The 21675-nt window shown below is 74.0% G+C and carries 11 protein-coding genes and 1 pseudogene; 4 read left to right on the forward strand and 8 right to left on the reverse strand.

Translation table 11 applies throughout. The features are described 5' to 3' along the window. Positions 1–134: 134 nt before the first annotated feature. Both ACIPPS_RS18830 and ACIPPS_RS18835 read right to left on the reverse strand, forming a co-directional pair. Positions 135–1535, reverse strand: a complete 1401-nt coding sequence (locus ACIPPS_RS18830; protein ID WP_401433035.1) for an MFS transporter — start codon at positions 1533–1535, stop codon at positions 135–137. A 298-nt stretch (positions 1536–1833) separates the two neighbouring features. Beyond that, positions 1834–3120, reverse strand: coding sequence for a cytochrome P450 (locus tag ACIPPS_RS18835; protein ID WP_401433038.1), 1287 nt, complete (start codon positions 3118–3120; stop codon positions 1834–1836). Between the two features lie 235 nt (positions 3121–3355). Here ACIPPS_RS18835 and ACIPPS_RS18840 point away from each other — a divergent pair, with 235 nt between their 5' ends. Then, positions 3356–4612, forward strand: coding sequence for a cytochrome P450 (locus tag ACIPPS_RS18840; protein ID WP_401433041.1), 1257 nt, complete (start codon positions 3356–3358; stop codon positions 4610–4612). Next, entirely contained in the window at positions 4612–6333 is a 1722-nt protein-coding gene (locus ACIPPS_RS18845; protein ID WP_401433044.1) for an acyl-CoA dehydrogenase family protein, read from the forward strand. Before ACIPPS_RS18840 ends, ACIPPS_RS18845 begins: the two co-directional genes overlap by 1 nt. A gap of 59 nt (positions 6334–6392) precedes the next feature. Here ACIPPS_RS18845 and ACIPPS_RS18850 read toward each other — a convergent pair whose 3' ends face one another. Continuing rightward, positions 6393–7130: a TetR/AcrR family transcriptional regulator gene (locus ACIPPS_RS18850; RefSeq protein ID WP_401433046.1), complete on the reverse strand. Its 738-nt coding sequence runs from the start codon at positions 7128–7130 to the stop codon at positions 6393–6395. Between the two features lie 98 nt (positions 7131–7228). On the opposite strand from ACIPPS_RS18850, the gene ACIPPS_RS18855 reads away from it, so the two are divergent. Continuing rightward, positions 7229–8110 (forward strand): aldo/keto reductase, encoded by an 882-nt coding sequence (locus ACIPPS_RS18855; protein WP_401433048.1) that lies wholly within the window; start codon positions 7229–7231, stop codon positions 8108–8110. A gap of 19 nt (positions 8111–8129) precedes the next feature. Further along, the gene (locus ACIPPS_RS18860; RefSeq protein WP_401433051.1) at positions 8130–8528 is read left to right on the forward strand and encodes a DUF427 domain-containing protein; all 399 of its coding nucleotides are present in this window, start codon (positions 8130–8132) and stop codon (positions 8526–8528) included. A 64-nt stretch (positions 8529–8592) separates the two neighbouring features. On the opposite strand, the gene ACIPPS_RS18865 is transcribed toward ACIPPS_RS18860, so the two are convergent. The 5 genes and pseudogenes from ACIPPS_RS18865 to ACIPPS_RS18885 form a co-directional block, all read right to left on the reverse strand. Next, complete coding sequence (locus ACIPPS_RS18865) at positions 8593–10143, reverse strand: acyl-CoA carboxylase subunit beta (protein WP_401433053.1); 1551 nt, start codon at positions 10141–10143, stop codon at positions 8593–8595. Between the two features lie 26 nt (positions 10144–10169). After that, a complete protein-coding gene (locus tag ACIPPS_RS18870) occupies positions 10170–11765 on the reverse strand; it encodes an FAD-dependent monooxygenase (protein WP_401433055.1) in 1596 nt (531 codons plus the stop codon). Next, a complete protein-coding gene (locus ACIPPS_RS18875) occupies positions 11762–12550 on the reverse strand; it encodes a thioesterase domain-containing protein (protein ID WP_401433174.1) in 789 nt (262 codons plus the stop codon). Before ACIPPS_RS18875 ends, ACIPPS_RS18870 begins: the two co-directional genes overlap by 4 nt. A gap of 138 nt (positions 12551–12688) precedes the next feature. After that, positions 12689–17494, reverse strand: a pseudogene (locus tag ACIPPS_RS18880) (type I polyketide synthase); the annotation flags it as partial. A 116-nt stretch (positions 17495–17610) separates the two neighbouring features. Next, positions 17611–21675: SDR family NAD(P)-dependent oxidoreductase (locus tag ACIPPS_RS18885; RefSeq protein WP_401433058.1), on the reverse strand; the 4065-nt coding region annotated here is incomplete at its 5' end.

Genomic DNA, 21675 nt, shown 5'->3' on the forward strand with positions numbered 1-21675 from the left:
ACCACCCCGGACAGCCCTGAGCCCCGTGGCCCCTCGCCGTGTTCGGCGAGGGGCCACGGGGCTCTCTGCGATCGGGACCCGCGGCCGGTACGGGGGATTGCCGGCCGCGGGTCCCGAGTCCGGGAGGGCGGGCGTCAGGAGACGCGCACCCCGGAGGGCTCTTCGGCCGGGGCGGGGGCCGCGGCGGGAGCCTTGCGCAGGTTGAGCGCGGCCACGGCGCCGAGGAGCGCGGCGGCCGCGGTGACCCAGCCGGCCACCCGCAGGCCGGAGATGACGTCGCCGTCGGCCGGGGCCGGAGCGCCGGCGGTCAGGTCGAGGCCGGAGTTGGCGATGACCAGGATGACGGCGAGGCCGACGGCGGCACCGATCTGCTGGGATGTGGAGGCGAGCGCCGAGGCCACGCCCTGTTCGGCCGGGTCCACCCCGGAACCGGCGGTGGCGAAGATGGAGGTGAACGCCAGGCCGCCGCCGAAGCCGTAGATGGCGACGCCGGGCAGGACCGCCCAGTAGGTGCCGCCGGCGACCATGCCCGCGGCCATCGCGGCCATGCCGATCGCGTAGATGAGCATGCCGAGGGAGAGGGTTCCGCGCAGTCCGGTCCTGTTGAGCATGGTGGCCGCGATCTTGCCGCCGGCGAGCATCGCCAGCAGGCCCAGCGGGAGGAAGGCGAGGCCGGCCTGGAGCGCGTTGAAGTCGAGGATGTTCTGGATGTAGGTGGTGAACAGGTAGTAGCCACCGCTCAGGGCGCTCATGTGCAGGAACGCCACCATCATCGAGGTCACGAGGGTGCGGTTGCGGAACATGCGCAGCGGGGCGAGCGGGGCCTTGGTCTTGGCCTCGATGAGGAAGAACGAGGCGACGAGGAGCAGGCCGACGATCAGCGAGCCGAGCACCCGGGGCGTGGTCCAGCCGGACTCGGGGCCGCTGACCAGGCCGAACACGACGAGCGTGGCGCCGATGGTGACGACCAGGGCACCCGGGACGTCGAAGCCCTGACGGGCGCCTGTGCGCGGGGCGTCGGGAGCGAGCAGGGCGGGGACGCCGAGGAGCGCGACGACGGCCAGCGGGACCATGAAGAAGAAGACCCACTCCCAGCCGAGCCACTGGGTGAGCACGCCGCCGAGCAGCGCACCCGCGGCCAGGCCGCCGCTGCCGGTGGCGCCCCAGACCGCGAGCGCCTTGTTGCGCGGGGGGCCCTCCTCGAAGCTGGTGACGATCAGGGTGAGCGTCGCGGGGAAGAGCAGGGCGCCGCCGAGGCCCTGCACGGCGCGTGCGGCGACCAGGAGCTCCGCCGAGGTGGCGAGGCCGCCGACCAGAGCCGAGACGCCGAAGAGGACCAGCGCCGCGACGAAGACCCGGCGGGGGCCGAGCCGGTCCGCGGCCCGTCCGCCGAAGAGCAGGAAGCCGCCGAAGGCCACGGCGTAGGAGCTGACGACCCACTGGAGGGTCTGCGGGGAGAAGTCCAGGTCCTTGCCGATGTCCGGCAGCGCCACGAACACGATGTTGTAGTCCACGGCGATGATGAACTGGGCCAACGCCAGCAGCGCAAGCCTCAGGCCGGACCGCTGATGCGAGCTAACGGAACCTTCCACTGGATTGGAGCCCTTCTGCAAAGGAGAACGGCGAGGCGCTCTCTACATGTCGTTCGTTTACTGAGCGGTGTTCAGAGTTCGCATGGGAGATGGTACTGCCACAGCGTTCACTGTCAAGCGGAACCGGTATGCCCTCGGCCGGTCCCGGGGGGCGAGCACGCGGACCGGCCCCGGACCGTGTGCGCGGTCCAGGGCCGGCGATCGAGCGGGGGGAGACGCCGTACCGGCGCCGTCGGGCAGGTCAGGCGGGGTCGGCGTCGCTCACGGGCCCGAGGACGACCGGCAGTTCACCGATGACCCGCAGCGAGACGCCGGGCCAGCGCTCGACCGACCGGCCCTCGTCCAGGCGTACGTCGCGCCGGATCAGGGCGGCGAGCGCCTCCTGCCCGATCATGCGCGCGATCGGCGCCGCGACACAGAAGTGGATGCCGTGCCCGAACCCGAGGTTGCGGGTCTGCTCCCGGGTGATGTCGAGCCGCTCCGGGTCGTCGAAGGCCTCGGGGTCCCGGTTGGCGGCGGCCATCATCACCGCCACGTATTCGCCGGTCCGCACCGGGATGCCGGCCACGTCCGCGTCCTCCAGGGCGGTCCGGGTCACCATCGCCAGCGTGGAGTCGTAGCGCAGCAGTTCCTCGACGGCCGCCGGCACCCGCTCCGGGTTCTTGCGCAGCCACGCGAACTGCGCCGGGTGGGACAGCAGGTTGTAGACCTGGTTGCCGATGAGTGCGGCCGTGGCACCGAACCCGGCGGCCAGCAGGTTCATCAGCAGCATGGCCAGCTCCCACTCGGACAGCCGGTCACCCTCCTGCTCCGCACGGGCCAGTTCGCTGATGAGGTCGTCGCCGGGCGCCTCGCGCCGGGCGGCCACCATCTCGATGCCCGCGTTGATGAAGACGTCACGGGCGCCGTTGCGGCCGGTCTTCTGCTCGTCGGTCAGCGTGAAGCCCGGGTCGAGGCCTCGCCCGCTCTCCATGGTGTTGGCGAAGAACAGCGGGTGGTAGTGCTCGGGTATCGCCATCATGTCGCTGAGGACCCGGGCCGGCAGCGGCCGGGACAGCGCCTGCTGGAGGTCGACCCGGCCGTCGGGGTGCTCCGCCAGCGCCTGGTCGAGGAGCTCCTCGGCGTACCGTGCCGCCTTGGGGCGCAGGTCGGCGATCATTTTCGGCGTGAACGCCTTGGACACCAGGCCGCGGATCCGGGTGTGGTCCGGCGGGTCCATGAACATGAGGATGCGGCCGGACTCCCCGCTCGCGGGGTTCTCCACGAACTGGTCGGCCACCATCGGGTTCACCCCCCAGCCGAACCGGGGGTCCTTCATCACCGCCGCGGCCTCCTCGTAGCCGTACACGGCCACGATCCCGCCCGGCGTACGGAAGGCCCGGCCGGACTCCTCCCTCGTCTTCCGGTGGTACGGAAACGGGTCGTCATGGAAATCGGGGTCGAACGGGTCGAAGGGGAGCGCCCGCCGAGCGGCTTCGGGGTCGTACGTGATGACATCCGGGATTTTTGCGGTCGACGCCTCGGTCATTTTCCACATCCCACTCGATTGAGGACCGTCTGCTGGGATCCGGAAATTACTTGCGACCTCCCCCTAGGGCCAACCCCTCTCACCGCGCCCGCCCATACAGGGGTACCCCACAAAATCTGGGGTTGGCACTAGGGGGCGGGGACCACTACTTTTCCCGGGGAAATTGCAGAGTATCGCACCGAAAACTCCCTGACACGAGGTTCGGATGAGCAATAGCAGCGACCGGAATAATTCCATGGAATTCCCTGAGATCCTCGAAGGGTTCGACCTCACGGACCATGCCGGATTCGCCCGCGGGATTCCGTACGGGCTGTTCGCGCGGCTCCGTCGCGAGGCACCCGTGCTCCGTCACCCCGCCGGTACCCTCCCGGACGGCGAGAGCTTCTGGGTGCTGACCCGGCACGCGGACATAGCGGCGGCCTCGGTGGACCCGGTCTTCTCGTCCCAGGGCGGCGGCGGCCGCGCCGGCGGCGGCTCCCACCTGGAGGACCTGCCCTTCGGCGGCGGCCTCACCGGCAGCGTGCTGGCCATGATGGACAACCCGCGGCACGACGTGTTCAAGCACCTGCTCGGCCCGGCCCTGGCGACCGCCGTGACGGAACTCGAGCCCGAACTCCGCGCCACCGCCGCCGACCTGGCCGACGAGGCGGTCGCCCGCGGCCGGGTGAACCTCGTCGACGACTTCACCGAACCCTTCTCGCTGCGCTCGGTCGCGCTTCTCCTCGGGGTACCGCGCGAGGACTGGCCCGCACTCACGGAATGGGTGCACGCGGTCCTCGGATTCACCCACCGCAGGACCGGACGGGTCGACGACGGGTCCCGGGCCGTCTACCAGAATCTGCGCTCCTATTTCACCTCGCTCCTCGAACGGAAGAGAGCACTGCCCGCGGACGATCTGGGCTCGGTCCTCGCCAACGGCGAACTGCCCGCCGACAGCGGCCAGCCCGCGCTCACCGAGATGGAGCGGGAGACCAACGCCAGCGTCCTGCTCGTCAGCGGTTTCGAGCAGCCGCGCAACACCATCGCCGGCGGCCTGCTCGCCTTCGCCCACCACCCCGACCAGTGGCGGGAGTTGCGCAAGGACCGCGCCCTGCTGCCGACCGCGGTCGAGGAGGTGCTCCGCTGGCTGCCGGCGAACCCCTACAACCGGCGCACCCTCACCCAGGACGTGGAACTGCACGGCACGCGCCTGCGCGCCGGTGACAAGGTGACCCTGTGGTGGCCGTCCGCCAACCGCGACGAGACCGTGTTCCCGGACCCGGACCGGTTCGACATCCGGCGCGACCCCAACCCGCACCTCTCCTTCGGTCACGGCGTCCACTACTGCCTCGGCGACGCCTTCGGCCGACTGGAGATCCGGCTCGCGCTGGAGGCGCTGCTCGACCGGGTCGAGGAGATCCGCCCCGCCGGACCGGAGACGTGGGCGCCCAACAACAAGCACACGGTGCTGCTCGACGTACCCGTGGAACTCGTGCCCGCGCAGGGGGTGTGATGACCGCCGCCCCCGCCGTCACCGCGCCTCCCGTCCCCGGCTTCGCCGCCGCCCTGGAGTCCGGGCTGCTCGGTCCGGAGCCACCCGCCCTCCCCGAGCAGGACCCGGCGGACCGGGCCGCGGGCGAGGCGACCAGGGTCCGGCTCGACGCGTTCCTCCGCGCCCGGCTCGACCCGGACCAGGTCGATCTGACCGGGGCGCTCCCGGACGGCTTCCTCGACGACCTGCGGGCGAGCGGCTTCCTGAAGCTGCGCCTCGGACCGGAGGCGGACGGCCTGGGCCTTTCGCCGTACAACACCTTCCGCGCCGTCGAGCACGCCGCCGGGCTCTGCATGCCCGCGGGGCAGATGCTCGCCGTCCAGGCGGGGGTCGGTGCGCCCGCGCTGCTGCCGGCGCTGCCCGAGGGGCCGCTGCGCGACCACCTCGCCGGGCGGCTCGCCGAGGGCGCGGTCTCGGGCTTCGCGCTGACCGAGCCCGCCGGGCAGAACAACGCCTGGCCGGGCACCACGGCCACCCGCTCCGCCGACGGCACGGCCTATGTCCTGCACGGGGAGAAGGTGTTCACCGGGCACGGTCCCGTGGCCGACCTGCTGGCGGTCGCCGCCACCGAGCACACGGCGGAGGGGCGCCGGCTGTGCGTCTGCTTCGTGGAGACGTCCGCCGCCGGTTTCGCGGTGACGTCGTCCGTCGAGTTCGCCGGCAGCCGGGGCCTGCCCAACGGGGCGCTGCGCCTGGACGGAGTGGAGGTGCCGGCGGAGCACATCGTCCGCGGCGCCCCCGAGGACCCTCGGTTCTCCGAGGCCATGGCCGACGTCCTCCTCGACGGCCAGCTGTACTTCACCGCCGCCCCGGCTCTCGCCATCGCCCGGCTCTGCCGCCGGTGGTCCGCGGAGTTCCTCGCCCGGCGCAGCGTCAACGGCCGCGCCCTGATCGAGTACGACGCGATCCAGCGTCTTGTCGCGGCCACCCTGGCCGAGGTGCACGCCGTGGACAGCGTGATCCGCTGGGGGCTGATAGGCCCCGGCGCCGAGGACCGCTGGTTCGAGCGGCTCACGGCCAAGAACCTCGCGGTGCGCACCGCCTGGCGGATCGTGGACCGGACGGTCTCCCTGTACGGGGCGGAGGGCGTCGAGACCCTGCCGAGCAAGCTCCGTCGGGGAGCGCCTCCCGTTCCGCTGGAGCGCCGGATGCGCGACGCGCGCGGGCTACGCATCGCAGGGAACGTGGACTTCCAGCTGGATGCCCAGGCGGGGCGGCGGCTGCTGACCCGGTACTACGCGACGGGCGGCGACGAGCGGGCCGTCGCGGCGGCCGACACCGCCGTCGGCGGGGCGGGCCTGAGCGCCGCGAACCGGGCCCATCTGGCGGCCGTGCGGGAGCAGGTGGCCCGGTTCCACGCGACCTGCCGGGAGTTGGTCGCGGCCCACCCCCGGCAGGAGGAGCTCTTCGAGAAGGAGCACACACTGATCCTGCTCGGCCGCATCGGGGCGGAGCTGTTCGCCGCGTACGCGGTGCTCGCGAGGGCCGCGCACCCGCATCCCCGCGAAGGCGGTGACGGCGTCGGGGGCGAGTGCGCGGAGGCCGAGGCGCTCGCGGAGGTGTACTGCGTCGAGGCGGGGCACCGGCTGGCGGGACTGTGGCGGCGGCTGACCGGCGGTCCGGGGCCGGACCACGCGGGTCTCGGCCGACGCTGGCTCGCGGGATGCGCCGACCGTCCCTGAGAGACGTGACGGCCGGGTCCGGGGGTGGTCACCACCGCCGGAGCCGGCCGTTCGACGCGTCACGCCTGCGCGGAGCCCACCAGTTCACCGGTCGGCACGTGGCCGAGGGACTTGGACAGGTCGATGAGCTCGGCGCGGTAGAGCTTCTCGGGGTCACGGACCTGGGGGGCCAGGTGGCCGTAGACCTCCAGGGACACCAGGCCGTGCATCCGGCCCCAGACGCGCAGCGAGAGCGCGACGGCGGCCGGCGGCAGGTCGGGGAAGGTCCGGCGGATCAGGTCGCCGAACTCCGGGTCGAAGTCGGACCAGGTGTGGTCGCTGCCGATGTAGAGATGCTGGGCCTTGGGCCAGGCGGCCGCGACGATGCCGGTGAGCACGGCGCAGGAGCGGTGCTCCGCCTCGGCTGCCGCGCCGCCCTCCGGGGGCTGGTAGTCGGGCACGGCGTCGCCGTACACGAGGCGGAACTCCTCCGGGTTGCCGACCGCCCAGTTGCGGTAGGCCTGCCCGAACGCGAGCACCTGCGCGGTCGCGTCCCCCTTGGGGGTCTCCCCGATGGCGGCTTCCAGCGTGTCGGCCAGGCGGCCGTAGACATCCGCGATCAGGACGCTGACCAGATTGTCCCGGGTGTCGAAGTAGCTGTAGATCGCACCAGCGGTCATCCCCATGTCACGCGCGATGGCCCGCAGGGAGATCGCGGCCGTCCCGCTGGTGGCCATGTGCTCCAGGGCGGTCGCCTTGATCTCCGCGGTCGTCGCCTCGCGCAGGCGCATCCTCCGGCTTTGAGTCACCTGTCCCATGCTCGACATCTTAGCAGTGTTGAAACATAAATACCGCTCCCCGGTTCCTTCACGGCATGTAATTGACTCGCAGAGTGCAAATGATGAACACTGTGTACATGACTCAGCCCACCTCGCGGCCCCCGGCGGGCGGCACCCTCCGTATCGGGGGCGACCTCAGCGTCAACCGGCTCGGCTACGGCGCCATGCGGCTCACCGGACCGGGCATCTGGGGCGACCCGGCCGACCCCGCGGAGGCGGTCCGGGTGCTCCGGCGGGCGGTGGAGCTCGGCGTGAACTTCATCGACACCGCCGACGCCTACGGCCCCTTCACCAGCGACCACCTCATCAAGAAGGCCCTGCACCCGTACGCGGACGACCTGGTGATCGCCACCAAGGTCGGCCTCGCCCGCCCCGGGCCCGACGACTGGCGTCCGATCGGCCGCCCCGAGTACCTGCGCCAGCAGGTCGAGCTCAACCTCCGCCACCTCGGCCTGGAGTCGATACCCCTGCTCCAGCTCCACCGGATCGACCCGGCCGTGCCCCTGGAGGACCAGGTCGGCGAGCTCGCCGAGCTCCGCGCGGAGGGCAAGATCCGGCACATCGGCCTCTCCGAGGTCACGGTGGAGGAGCTGGAGAAGGCACGGACGGTCGCCCCGATCGCCTCCGTGCAGAACCTCTACAACCTCGCCGAGCGCAAGTACGAGGACGTCCTGCGCCACGCCGAACTCCACGGCCTGGCGTTCATCGCCTGGTTCCCGCTCGCCATGGGACAGTTGGCCACCCCCGACAACGTTCCGCCGACCGGAGGCGGGACGGCGGCCGGCGAGGCGAGCGACGCCACTCCCGCCCAGCTCGCGCTCGCCTGGCTGCTGCGCCACTCCCCCGTCCTGCTCCCGATCCCCGGCACGTCCTCGGTGGCGCACCTGGAGGAGAACATGGCGAGCGCGGCGATCCGCCTCTCCGAGCAGGAGTACCAGTCCATGACCGCCGTCGGCTGACGGCAGGAGAGGAGCCCGGATGCCGCCCACCGACAACGGCCACCGTGTCGTGGCCGTCCGCGGGTCACAGACCGTACGGGTGGTGATCGGCGGCCGTACGGTCGCCGCCTCCGACCGGCCCGTACTGGTCCACGAGACCGGTCTGCCCGTGCGCTACTACCTCCCGCCCGAGGACGTCGACCTGACGCTCTTCGACCCCTCGGAGACCCGGACCACCTGCCCGTACAAGGGCGAGGCCGCCTACTGGTCGTACCGCGGCGAGGGCGGGGACGCGAGGACGCCGGCCCACCCGGACGTGGCGTGGTCCTATCTCGACCCGATCGACGCCGTCCCCGAGATCAAGGGGTACCTGTCGTTCTACGACACCGTCGCGGAGGTCGACGTGACCGGCCCGGCGCCCGGGGCGCCGGCGGTCTGAACGCCACGGGCCGCCCGCGTACGCGCGCGGGCGGCCCGTGGCTGCCTGGGACGACCCGCCGGCCTCAGGCCGGCGGGTTGCCGTGCTTCCGGGCGGGCAGGTCGGCGTGCTTCGAACTCAGCATGTCCAGGGCCCTGATCAGCACCAGGCGGGTGTCGCGCGGGTCGATCACGTCGTCGACCAGGCCGCGTTCGGCCGCGTAGTACGGGTGCATGAGCTCGGCCTTGTACTCCTTGATCTTCTGGGCGCGCACTTCTTCGGGATCGTCCGCGTCCGCGATCTCGCGCCGGAAGATCACGTTCGCCGCGCCCTCCGCGCCCATGACCGCGATCTCGTTGCCGGGCCAGGCCAGCGAGATGTCCGCGCCGATCGAGCGGGAGTCCATCACGATGTACGCGCCGCCGTAGGCCTTGCGCAGGATCAGCTGGATCCGCGGCACGGTCGCGTTGCAGTAGGCGTACAGCAGCTTGGCGCCGTGCCGGATGATGCCGTTGTGCTCCTGGTCGACGCCCGGCAGGAAGCCGGGCACGTCGACCAGGGTGACCAGCGGGATGTTGAACGCGTCGCAGAGGGAGACGAACCGGGCCGCCTTCTCCGAGGCCTGGATGTCGAGAACCCCGGCCGCCGAGGACGGCTGGTTGGCGACGATGCCCACGACCCGGCCGTCCAGCCGGCTCAGCGCGCAGACGATGTTCGTCGCCCACCCCTCGTGGACCTCGAAGAACTGCCCGTCGTCGACGACTTCCTCGATCACCGCCCGCATGTCGTACGCCTGGTGGGGATCGTCGGGGACCAGGTCGAGCAGAGCGTCGTTCGGCCGGTCGGCCGGGTCGTCGCACAGCTCCGCCGGCGGCATCTCCCGGTTGTTCTGTGGCAACAGGGAGAGCAGGAAGCGCACCTCCTCCAGGCAGGACTCCTCGTCGTCGTAGACGAAACCGGCTACGCCCGACACGCCCGCGTGGACGTCCGCGCCGCCCAGACCGTCCATGGACACCTCCGCACCCGTCACCGCCTGGACGACGTCGGGGCCGGTGATGAACATCTGCGAGGTCTCGCGGACCATGAAGACGAAGTCGGTGAGCGCCGGCGAGTACGCCGCCCCGCCCGCGCACGGCCCCAGCATCACGCTGATCTGCGGGATCACCCCGGAGCTACGGGTGTTGCGGCGGAAGATCCCGCCGTAGCCCGCGAGCGCGGTGACCCCTTCCTGGATCCGCGCGCCCGCGCCGTCGTTGAGGGAGACCAGCGGCGCGCCGGTGTCCGCGGCGAGGTCCATCAGCTTGTGGATCTTGGCGGCGTGCGCCTCGCCCAGGGCGCCGCCGAAGATCCGGAAGTCGTGGGCGTACACGAAGACGGTCCGCCCGTGGACCGTGCCCCATCCGGTGACCACCCCGTCGGAGTGGGGGCGGCGCCGCTCCATGCCGAAGCCCGACGAACGGTGCCGCCGCAACGGTTCGATCTCCTGGAACGAGCCTTCGTCCAGAAGCAGTTCGATCCTCTCGTACACGGTGAGCTTGCCCCGGGCGTGCTGGCGCGCGGTGGCCGTCGGGTCCGCCCCCTGACGGACCCGCGACTTCAGCTCGATCAGTTCCGCCAGGCGGTCTGTGGCCGGCATGGCTGGACTCCTTTGTCCTCGTCGGGTCAGCGCGCGATACGGGCCAGCAGGCGGCCGGCGTCGGCGAGTTCGGCGGGGGTGGCGCCGGAGGCCGCGACATAGCCGTCGGGCCGTACGAGCACGAAGCCGGATGCGCGCCGGGGCACATGGACGTGCCCGACCGGCAGCGGAGCCCGCTCCGCCCACTCCCGGCCGCGCACGGCGGTGGCGCCGCCCGCGGGCCCCGTGGTCACGAGCCGGAACCCGGCAGGTCCCGCCTCCTGGTCCTGCGGCGCCCAGTGCGGCGCCCGCCGGCCGGGGGCGGGCAGCCCCCGCGGCCGCCCGGACCGGGCGGGGCCGGCCGGGGCGCCGGACAGCGTGTCGGGGTAGTGGACGCGCCAGCCGGCGAGGAGCGGGACGAACCAGCGGCGGAGCACGCCGGTCGCCTCCAGGGAACTCCACACCGTGTTGCGCACCCGGGCCGCGAAGGGGCCGAGCATGAAGACCTTCAGGAAGCGGTGCGTGGTCCGGACGATCTGCTCGGCGGCGCCCCGCCGCTCCGCCTCGTAGGTGTCGAGCACGCGCGCGTGCAGCGCGCCGGTGCACACACCGGCAAGCTTCCAGGCCAGGTTGTGCGCGTCCTGGATGCCGAGGTTGAGGCCCTGCCCGCCCAGCGGGGAGTGCGTGTGGGCGGCGTCCCCCGCCAGCAGGCAGCGCCCCTTGCGCAGGGCGGCGGCGATCCGCTCCTGGCTGGTGAACCGGCCGACCATGTCGAGGTCCTCGATCGTGATGCCGCCCGGGCCGCGCTCGTCGAGCAGCCGCTGGACGCCCTCGGGCGTCGTCGGGTGGTCGTCGGGGACCGCGCCGGAGACCCTGATCCGGTCACCGGGCATCCCGGCGAAGACGACCGAGCCCCTACGGCCGAGGAAGTAGTGGACCGCGTCCCGCTCGAAGGCGCCGTCGATGCGGCCCTCGGCGAGCAGGAAGCCGGTGGCGACCGGCGAACCCTCGAAGTCGACGCCGAGAAGCTCACGGACGGTGCTGCGGACACCGTCGGCGGCGACGAGCCAGTCGGCCTCGATGACCTCCGTGCCCCGCGGCCCCTCGGCCTTCACCGTGACGCCGTCGTCCGCGAGGTCCACGGACGTGACCCGTACGGAGCGCTCCACCCGGCCGCCCGCCCGCAGCAGTGCCTCCTCAAGCAGGCGGCTGGTGTCCTGCTGAGGCAGCATCAGCGGTTCGTTCTCGACGCCGAGCGCGACCCTCAGGGTGCGACCGCCGGCCAGGTGGTAGCTGGTCGTACGGATCCTCAGGCCGAGCCGCTCGGCCTCGTCGAGGATGCCGAGCTCCCGGAAGACGCGGAGCGTCGGGGGGTGCAGCTGCACCGCGCGGGAGCCCTGGTGCGGGTCCGCCTGGGCCTCGACGATCCGGGCCGGGACGCCGCGCTGCCACAGGGCACAGGCGACGGCCAGACCCACCGGCCCGGCGCCGACGACCAGGACGGGGGTGCGGCGGTTCGGCTGTTCCGGCTGTGCCGTGTCGTGCTGAGCCCTGTCGCTCTGTGCCGTGCCGTTCTGAGCCCTGTCGCTCTGTGCCGTGCCGTTCTGGGCCCTGTCGTTCCGGGCTCTGTCCTGCTCGGTCATGCGGACGGCTCCTTCGCCGGGTCGGGGGCGGGCGCCGCGCCGCCGGGGACCGTGCGGTCCCACCAGGCGCGGACGGCGTGCGCGGTGGTCACCGCGTCCTCCTCGATGAGCGAGAAGTGGTCGCCGGGGACCGTGACGGCGTCGTGCCGCCCCGGCCAGAGGGACCGCCAGGCGTCGTCGGCCGGGGGCCGGTCCCCGGGTACGGGGCGGTCCGGGCGGACCAGGAGGACCGGGGCCTTGATGTCGGCGGGCCGCCAGTCGCCGATGAGGTCCAGGTGGGCCGCCATGGCGGTGACCCGTTCGGCGCCGAGCGGCTCGAACTCCCCGAGCCGCGAGGCCATGCCCCGCATCAGCGCCGGTCCGACGGCGGCGAGTTCGTCGCTGCCGGGGAGGTACGTGTCGAGCAGGACCAGCGCCTCGGGCAGCACGCCGTCCGCCTCCAGGAGGGCGGTGACCGCGTGGGCGAGGACGCCGCCGGAGGAGTAGCCGGCGAGCGCGAAGGGAGCGCCGTCGGCGCGGCGGCGCACCGCCTCGGCGAGGGCGGCGGTGAGCGCGTCGAGGGACGCGGGCAGCCGCTGCGCCCCGGCGAAGCCGGTCAGGCTCACCGCCGCGACCTCCTGCTCGCCGCCCAGGCCCGCCGCGAAGCGGGCGAACTGGTGCGGCCCCGAGGTGGCGAGCACGGTGGGGAGGCAGATCAGCACGGGCGACCGGCCACCGGAGGCGAGCAGCACCGACTCGGGGATGTCGTCAGGACCCGGCTCCTCGAACGAGGCGCGGGCGGCCACCGCTTCGGCGAGCGGACCCGCGAACTCGTCCGCCCGCCCGTCGGCCGCGACCGCCGCGAGGTACCGGGCGGCGAGTCCGTCCGCCGGATCGTCGGCGCCGGCGTCGCCGCCCCCCGGGCCGAACGCGTCGGACAGGAAGGACGCGAGGCTGTCCGGGGTGCGGTGGTCCAGGACCAGCCGGGCGGGCAGCTTGCGCCGCAGGACCTGCTCCAGGCGGGTGCGGAGCGCCACGGCGCCCACCGAGTCCATGCCCAGTTCGAGGAAGTCGCGGCGGGCCTCCACGGCCTCCGGGGTGTCGTGCCCGAGGAGTTCCGCGATCTCGGCGCGCACCAGGCCGAGCAGCAGCGCGTGGCGCTCGGCCGCGCTCGCGCCCTGGAGCTCGGCGAGCTCCGCTGCGGCCCGGTCGCGGCCGTCGGCGCCCTGGCCTGCGGCGCGCGCGACCTCGGGAAGCAGGCCGAGGAACGGTTCGTGCCGCCCGGCCACCAGCACCTTCAGATAGGTGTCCCAGTCGATGTCGGCGAGGACCTGGGTGGGCGTGTCCGTGTCGAGGGCCTGGCGGAGCGCGGCGAGGGCCCGCCGCGGGGCGAGCGGCGGCAGGCCGCGCCGCGTCAGGCGCTCGCGCCGCGTCGCCGCCTCCGCCGCCGCCTCGGGCTCGGCGGGCTCCTCGTCCCACACGCCCCAGGCCAGCGAGGTCGCGGGCAGTCCGTCGGCGCGGCGCTGCTCGGCGAGGGCGTCGAGGTAGGCGTTGGCGGCGGCGTGCCCGGCGAGGCCGAGGCCCGCGCCGAGGACGGCGGACACCGACGAGAACAGCACGAAGGCCGAGAGGTCCCGGTGGCGGGTCAGTTCGTGCAGGTGGCGGGCGCCGAGGGTCCTGATGCGCAGGACGGTCTCGAGACGGTCGGGGGTGAGGGTCCCGAGCGCCTCCTCCTCCAGCAGCCCGGCGGTGTGGAAGACACCGGTCAGCGGCGCGTCGTCGGGCAGGGCGTCCAGCAGCTCGGCCAGCGCCTCGCGGTCGGCGAGGTCGATCCGCGCGACCGTGACCCGTGCGCCCGACGTCTCGACCGCGGCGACCAGTTCGGCCGTAGCGTCTCCGTCCCCGCCGTCCGCCGTACCGTCTCCGGTGCCCTCGGGGTCGGTGGTGAGCAGCAGGTGGGCGGCTCCCTGCCGGGCGAGCAGGCGGGCCAGGTGGGCGCCCGGCCCGCTGGTGCCCGCCGTGACGAGGACGGTGCCGTGGACCGCGGACACACCGGCGGCGGTCCGGGAAGGGGTGCGCGGGGCGCGGACGAGCCGGCGGGCGAAGAGCCCGTAGGGCCGAACCGCGAGCCCGCTCTCCTCCACGGGACCGGCCAGGACGGCGGTCAGCCGGAGCAGGTCGCGCCCGGTGGGCGTCTCGGGCAGGTCGACGACCCCGGCCCACAGGTGCGGCACCTCGAGCCGGGCGACCTCGCCGAGGCCCCAGACCTCGGCCTGCGCGGGCGCGTCGACCCGGTCGGCGGCGCCGACCGCGACGGCGCCGCGGGTCACCGACCACACCTGGCGGCCGAGGCCCGCGTCGGACACGGCCTGGAGGAGGAGCAGGGTCCCCGCGAGGCCCTTCGGCAGCGCGGGGCGCGCGGTGTCGGCCGTACCGTCCAGCGGGAGCAGCGACAGCACCCCGGCCGGCGGGTCTCCCTCGGTCGCGGCGCGCAGCCGTGCGGTCAGCTCCGCGCGAGCGTCGTCGGCGGCGACGGTGACGAGGGAGGGACGGGCGCCGCCCGTCACCAGGGCCCGTACGACGTCCTTGACCAGCGGGTCGTCCGCCGCACCTGACGGCACGGCGACCAGCCAGTGGCCGGTGGGCCCGGCGCTGAGGGGGTCTCCCGCCGAGTGCCAGGTCACCCGGTAGCGCAGCGACTCGAGCTCCGCGTCCGCGCGGCTCTCGCGCCGCCAGGAGGCGAGGGCGGGCAGGACGGCGCCGAGCGGTCCGGCGTCGACGCCGAGGGTGGCCGCGAGGGCTTCGAGGTCCTCGCGCTCGACGGTCGCCCAGAACGCGGCGTCGAGGCCGTCGGCGGGGCCGGTGGAACCCTGCCCGGGGATCCCGGAGCTCCCCTCCACCCAGTAGCGGCGGTGCTGGAAGGCGTACGTCGGCAGTTCGGTACGGCGGCCGGCGCGGCCGGCGAACGCGGGGGTCCAGTCCACCCGGACGCCGGCGACGTGGAGTTCGGCGAGCGCCGCGTAGAAGCGCTGCAGACCGCCCTGGTTCCGGCGCAGCGTGCCGGAGACCAGCGGTTCGGCCCCGGCGGCCTCGGCGGTCTCCTCCACGCCGAGGGCGAGCACCGGGTGGGCGCTGGACTCGACGAAGACGTCGAACCCGTCGGCGAACAGCCGGCGGAGCACCGGTTCGAAGGCGACCGGCCGCCGGCAGTTCTCGAACCAGTAGTCGGCGGTCAGTTCGGATCCGTCGAGGACCTCTCCGGTGACCGTGGAGTAGATCGGGACCCGCCCTGCCTGGGGTCGTACGAAGTCCAGCAGGGCGGCGATGCGTGCGCGCAGCCGGTCGACCTGGGGGCTGTGCGAGGCGACGGTGGCCGGGACGATCCGGGCCCGGACCCCGTCGGCGCCGAGCGCGGCGACCAGCTCCCCCAGCGCCTCCGTCTCGCCGGCCACCGTCACCAGGCGCGGACCGTTGAGTCCCGCGACGGAGAGCCGTTCCCCGTACGGCTCGAGCCTCGGCTCCAGTTCGTCCCGGGAGAGGGCGACCGAGGCGACGGCTCCCCGGCCGACGAGCTCGTCGGCGAAGAGCTGCGAGCGCAGCACGATGAGCCGGGCGGCGTCGTCGAGGGTCAGCGCTCCGGTGACGGCCGCCGCGGCGATCTCGCCCTGGGAGTGGCCCACGACGGCGTCCGGTTCGACGCCGTGGGAACGCCACAGCTCGGCCAGCGACACCATGACCGAGAACAGCACGGGCTGGACGATCTCGATGCGTTCGATCGAAGGGGCGCCCTCCCGCTGGCGGAGCACGTCCTCCACGTCCCAGTCGACATGGGCGCCGACGGCACGGGCGCAGGCGCGCAGGCGGTCGGCGAAGACGGGTGAGGTGTCGAGGAGTTCGACGGCCATGCCCGTCCACTGGGACCCCTGGCCGGGGAAGACGAAGACCGTCCGGCCGTGCTCCCGCACCACGCCCGCCACGGACGTGGTGCGGGTCTCGCTCTCGGCCAGGCCGGTCAGCCCGGCCAGGACGGCGGCCGGGGTGGAGCCGAGGACGACGGCGCGGTGGTCGAGGGCGGTGCGGGTCGTGGCGAGCGCGTGGGCGACGTCGGCGAGGTCCTCGCCGGGGCGGGCCTTCAGATGGGCCGCGAGCCGGGCGGCCTGGGCGCGCAGCGCGTGCGGGCTGCGGCCGGAGACGAGGAACGGCAGGACGGGCTGCTCGGCGGGCTGCTCGGCGGGGGGTTCGGCGAGTTCGGCGGCGTCCGTCACCGCGTCGGTTCCGGGGGTTCCGGGGGTTCCGGCTTCGGCGGTTTCGGCGGCGGGGGCCTGTTCCAGGACCACGTGCGCGTTGGTGCCGCTCATGCCGAACGAGGAGACCGCCGAGCGGCGGGGCCGTCCGGTCTCGGGCCAGTCGCGCCGCTCGGTGAGCAGTCGGACCGCGCCCGACTCCCAGTCCACGAACGGCGTCGGCTCGTCCACGTGCAGGGTGTGCGGCAGCACGCCGTGCCGCATCGCCATGATCATCTTGATCACGCCGCCCACGCCCGCGGCGGCGAGCGTGTGGCCGATGTTGGACTTCAACGACCCGAGCCACAACGGCTCACCCGCCGCACGGTCCTGACCGTAGGTCGCCAGCAGCGCCTGCGCCTCGATCGGATCACCCAGCCGCGTCCCCGTCCCGTGCGCCTCCACCGCGTCCACATCCCGCGCAGAGAGCCCGGACTCCGCGAGCGCACGACGGATCACCCGCTGCTGCGACGGACCGTTCGGCGCCGTCAACCCGTTCGACGCACCATCCTGATTCACCGCCGTACCCCGCACCACCGCCAGGACCTTCCGCCCATGACGCAGCGCGTCCGACAGCCGCTCCACCACGAGGACACCCACACCCTCGGCCCACCCCGTACCGTCCGCCGACGCCGCGAACGCCTTGCACCGACCGTCGGAGGAGAAGCCGCGCTGGCGGCTGAAGTTCACGAACTCGGTGGGCGTGGCCAGGATCGTCACGCCGCCCGCGAGCGCGAGAGAGCACTCGTCGCGGCGCAGCGCCTGCACGGCGAGGTCGAGGGCGACCAGGGAGGAGGAGCAGGCGGTGTCCACGGTGACGGCCGGCCCTTCCAGGCCGAGGGTGTACGCGACCCGGCCGGAGACCACGCTGCGCGCGGCGCCGGTCATCCGGTACCCCTCGATCTCACCGGGGGCCTGCTGGAGGGTGAGCTGGTAGTCGTCGGTGACGCATCCGGCGTAGACACCGGTGCTGCTGCCGCGCAGCGTCGCCGGGTCGATCCCGGACCGCTCCACCGCCTCCCAGGACACCTCCAGGAACTGCCGCTGCTGCGGGTCCATCGCCAGCGCCTCGCGCGGCGCTATCCCGAAGAACTCGGCGTCGAACTCGGCGGCCTCGTAGAGGAAGCCGCCCCGGGTGGTGACGGTCCGGCCGGCCCGGTCGGGGTCGGGGTCGTAGAGGTCCTCGTCCCATCCCCGGTCGGTCGGGAAGCCGCCGATCGCGTCGGCGCCGGTCTCCACCACGCGCCACAGGTCCTCCGGTGAGCGCACCCCGCCGGGGAACCGGCAGGCCATCCCCACGACGGCGATGGGCTCGTGGCGCCGGTCCTCGGTCTCCTTGAGGCGGCGGCGTGACTCGGTGAGCTCGACGGTGACGCGCTTGAGGTAGTCCCGGAGCTTGTTCTCGTCGGGTGTGGCGGGTGTGGCGTTCATCCGTTCCTCGCTGATGTCGGGAAGGCTCGCGCTGATGTCGGGTCAGGGCGGGGCCCGCTGCGGTCGGGTCGGGGCAGGGGCCCCGCTGATGCCGGGCGGGGCAGCCGGGCCCCGCCGGTGTCGGCGGGGCGGGACGCTGCCGTGCGGCCGGGTCAGCCGGTGCCGAGTTCGCTGTCGATGAAGGCGAAGATGTCGTCGTCCGACGCCGAGTCCAGGCGTTCGGCGACACCGGCGCCCGGAGCCTCCGCGTCCCGGTCGGCGAGCCGGGCGAGCAGAGACTGCAGGCGGATGCCGATCCGGTCCCGTGCGCCCCGGTCCGCGGAGACCCCGTCCATCAGGGCCTCCAGCCGGTCGATCTCCTGCTCGATGTCCGTGCCCGGCTCCTCCGGGGCGAGTTCGGCGCGCAGGACGGCGGCCACGGCGGCGGGGGTGGGGTGGTCGAAGACGAGCGTCGCGGGCAGCCGCAGGCCGGTCGCGGCACCCAGCCGGTTCCGCAGGGTCACGGCGGACATCGAGTCGAGCCCGAGGTCCTTCAGGGCCTTGCCCGCGGGCACGTCCTCGGGGCCCGAGTGGCCGAGGACGGCGGCGATCTCGGCCCTGACCAGCTCGGTCAGCAGATGGTTCTGCTCCCCCTCGGGCCGTCCCGCCAGCGACGCCCGCAGGGTCTCGGCCGCGGAGTCGGGGGCCCCGGAACCGGTCGCGGCCGGCTCCTCCAGGGCCTGCACGGCCTCCGGCAGGGCGCGCAGCAGCGGAATGCTCCGTACGGCGTCGAGGGCCGGGGCGAACCTGGCCCAGTCCACGTCGGCGACCACGCTGTCGCCGTGCGCCCTGCCGACGGCCTCCAGCATGCCGTCCAGGGCCCGCTCGGGGTCGAGTTCGGCCAGGCCGAGGCGGCGGAGCTGGTCGCGGCGGGCCTGCTCGGCGACCGGGTCGGCGGTGGCGTCGGCGGACACCGCGGTGTCCGCCCAGACGCTCCAGGCGAGCGCGGTCGCGGTACGCCCGCCGGCGCGGCGGTGGTCGGCGAGCGCGTCGAGATGGGCGGCGGCCGCGCCGTACGCGCCCTGTCCGCCGCTGCCCCACACCCCGGCGACCGAGGTGAACAGGACGAAGGCGTCCAGGTCGTCGGCGCCGTCGGCGCCTTCCGGGGCGAGCAGCTCGTGCAGGTGCGCCGCGCCGGCGACGGTGGCGCTCACCGTACGGGCGAACTGTGCCGCGTCCGTCTCGGTCAGCGGGGCCGCGCTCAGTTCGGCGGCGGCGTGGACGACGGCGGTGAGCGGCCGCTCCGCGGGTACGGAGGCGAGCAGGGCGGCCACCGCGTCCCGGTCGCCCAGGTCGCACGGGACGACGGTCACCTCGGCGCCCAGGGCGGTGAGTTCGGCCACGGTCTCGTCGGCACCGGGGGCGGCGGTCCCTGGGGCGTGGGTGAGCACCAGGTGCCCGGCCCCCAGGGCGGCGAGGCGGCCGGCGGCCCGCGCACCCGTCCCCCAGGTGCCCTCGGTGACGAGGACGGTGCCGCGGGGCGTCCAGGTGGCGTCGCCCGCGCGGCCGGCGGTGGCGCGCACCAGGCGGCGTACGAGCGTGCCCGCGGGCCTGATCGCCACCTGGTCCTCGTCGGCGGGGGCGGCGAGGACGGCCGCGAGGCGTCGCAGGTCGTCCGCGTCCGGCGCGGCCGGGAGGTCCACGGCCCCGCCCAGCAGCCGCGGGTGCTCCAGGGCGGCGGTCCGGGCCAGTCCCCACACCTGGGCCTGCGCCGGGTCGGCGGTCAGGTCCTGCCCGCCGGTGCCGACGGCACCTCGGGTCAGGAGCCAGAGGCGGGGCGCGTCGCCCTCCGGCGAAGCGGAGGCGGCGCCGTCGACGCAGGCCTGGATCAGCAGCAGGGTGGCGGTGGTTCCCCGGGTCACGGCCGGGTGCCCGTCGAGCGGGGTCGTGTCGAGGGCGAGCAGCGACAGGACGCCGGCGACCGGGGCGCCGTCCGCCGCCTCGGCAAGCTGCCGGGCGAGGGACGACCGGTCCGCCCGCGTCGGGTCGACGGCGACCCGGACCGGCTGGGCGCCCCGTGCGGCCAGGGCCGTCGTGACCTCGGCCGCCAGGCCGGAGGCGGCGGGAGCCGGGGGCTCGACGACCAGCCAGGTGCCGGTGAGTTCGGTGTCGGCGAGCACGTCGGCGGGCCACCAGACGGCGCGGTAGCGCCAGTTCTCGACGGCGGAGCGCCGGGCGCTGTCCTCGCTCCACTCAGCCAGCGCCGGTACGACGCCGGCGAGCGCGTCGGCCGTCTCCGGACCGAACAGGTCCCGCAGACCGTCGAGGTCCCGCCCCCGCACGGCGGACCAGAACCGCTGCTCCGGGCCGCCGTCGGCGGTCCCGCCGTCGACGGGTGCGGTGGTGTGCTCGAGCCAGTACCGCTTGTGCTCGAAGGGGTACGTGGGCAGCTCGGCCCTCCGGGCGTCGGCGCCCGCGTACAGCACCCGCCAGTCCGTCTCGACGGCCCCGCTCACGTGGGCCTGCGAGATGGCCTCGGCGAGGGTACGGGCCTGAGGCCGGCCGCGCCGCTGGGCGGCGATCAGCAGGGGGGCGGGACGGTCGGGGACCTCGGCCTCGGCGCCGGCTTCGGCGTCCAGGCCCTCCTGCGCCATGGCGGTGAGGACGGCGTCCGGCCCCAGCTCCAGGCAGGTGGTGACGCCGAGGGACCACAGGGTGCGCAGACCGTCGTGGAAGCGTACGGCCCCCCGGATGTGGTCGGCCCAGTACTCCGGGGAGCACGCCTCCTCCGCGGTGAGGAGGCGACCGGTGACGTTGGAGACGATGGGCACGGTCGGCGGGGAGAAGGTCAGCTTGCCCGCGACCGCGCGGAACTCGTCGAGGATCGGGTCCATGTGCGGCGAGTGGAAGGCGTGGCTGACGGTCAGGCGACGGGTCTTCACCCCACGGGTTCCGAGCGCCTCGGCGAGCCCGAGCACCGCGTCCGTGTCACCGGAGATCACCACCGAGCCGGGCCCGTTGACGGCGGCTATCGCCACCTCGTGCTCACGTCCGGCCAGCAGCGGCGCGACCTCGGCCTCCGAGGCCAGGACGGACACCATCGCCCCGTTCTGCGGCAGCGCCTGCATCAGCCTGCCGCGCGCCGCGACCAGCGTGGCCGCGTCGGCCAGCGACAGCACGCCCGAGACATGGGCGGCGACCAGCTCGCCGACCGAGTGCCCCATCAGCGTGTCCGGGCGCACGCCCCAGCTCTCCAGGAGCCGGAACAGCGCCACTTCGTGCGCGAACAGGGCGGTCTGGGTGTACGCGGTGCTGTGCAGCAGGTCGGCGTCCTCGGTGCCGTCCTCGGCGAACACGACCTCGCGCAGGGGGCGTTCGAGCAGCCCGTCCACGGCGTCGCACACCGCGTCGAAGGTGGCGGCGAACACCGGGTGGGTGTCGTACAGTTCGCGCCCCATGCCGGGCCGCTGGCTGCCCTGACCGGTGAAGAGGAAGGCCACCTTCCCGTCCCGGTCGGCCACGCCCGAGGCGAGTCCGGGGGCGGGGCGTCCCTCGGCGAGGGCGAGGAGACCGTCGCGTAGCTCCGCCGTGTCGGCACCGAGCACCACCGCGCGGTGCTCGAAGGCCGGGCGGGCGGCGAGGGAGAAGCCGATGTCGGCGACGGCGGCCAGGTCGGCAGCGTTTTCGGAGAGGTGTTCGGCGAGGTGCTCGCGCAACCGCCGGCCTCCCGCGGCGAGCGCGCCCGGGCTCTTGGCCGAGAGGACGAGGGGCAGCGGCAGCGGCGGCCTGGCCTCGGCCTCCGGAGCACCGTCCGTGGCCTCGGCCGGGGCCTGTTCGAGGACCACATGCGCGTTGGTCCCGCTGATCCCGAACGAGGAGACCGCCGAACGAAGCGGCCGACCCGTCTCGGGCCACGCACGCTGCTCCCTGAGCAGCTCCACCCCTCCCGACTCCCAGTCCACGAACGGCGTCGGCTCGTCCACGTGCAGCGTGCGAGGCAGCACCCTGTGCCGCATCGCCATGACCATCTTGATCACACCGCCCACGCCCGCAGCAGCCTGCGCATGCCCGATGTTCGACTTCAACGACCCCAACCACAACGGCTCACCCGCCGCACGGTCCTGACCGTAGGTCGCCAGCAGTGCCTGCGCCTCGATCGGATCACCCAGCCGCGTCCCCGTCCCGTGCGCCTCCACCGCGTCCACATCCCGAGCAGCGAGCCCGGACTCCGCGAGCGC

Source organism: Streptomyces sp. NPDC090127 (assembly GCF_044746945.1).
In the GTDB taxonomy this organism is placed as follows: Bacteria; Actinomycetota; Actinomycetes; order Streptomycetales; family Streptomycetaceae; genus Streptomyces.

Bases quoted from the DNA above. Each gene is read 5' to 3' on its own strand.
- ACIPPS_RS18845 (WP_401433044.1), top strand. From the start codon at position 4,612: ATGACCGCCGCCCCCGCCGTCACCGCGCCTCCCGTCCCCGGCTTCGCC.
- ACIPPS_RS18840 (WP_401433041.1), top strand. From the start codon at position 3,356: ATGGAATTCCCTGAGATCCTCGAAGGGTTCGACCTCACGGACCATGCC.
- ACIPPS_RS18850 (WP_401433046.1), bottom strand. From the start codon at position 7,130: ATGGGACAGGTGACTCAAAGCCGGAGGATGCGCCTGCGCGAGGCGACG.
- ACIPPS_RS18860 (WP_401433051.1), top strand. From the start codon at position 8,130: ATGCCGCCCACCGACAACGGCCACCGTGTCGTGGCCGTCCGCGGGTCA.
- ACIPPS_RS18870 (WP_401433055.1), bottom strand. From the start codon at position 11,765: ATGACCGAGCAGGACAGAGCCCGGAACGACAGGGCCCAGAACGGCACG.
- ACIPPS_RS18855 (WP_401433048.1), top strand. From the start codon at position 7,229: ATGACTCAGCCCACCTCGCGGCCCCCGGCGGGCGGCACCCTCCGTATC.
- ACIPPS_RS18865 (WP_401433053.1), bottom strand. From the start codon at position 10,143: ATGCCGGCCACAGACCGCCTGGCGGAACTGATCGAGCTGAAGTCGCGG.
- ACIPPS_RS18835 (WP_401433038.1), bottom strand. From the start codon at position 3,120: ATGACCGAGGCGTCGACCGCAAAAATCCCGGATGTCATCACGTACGAC.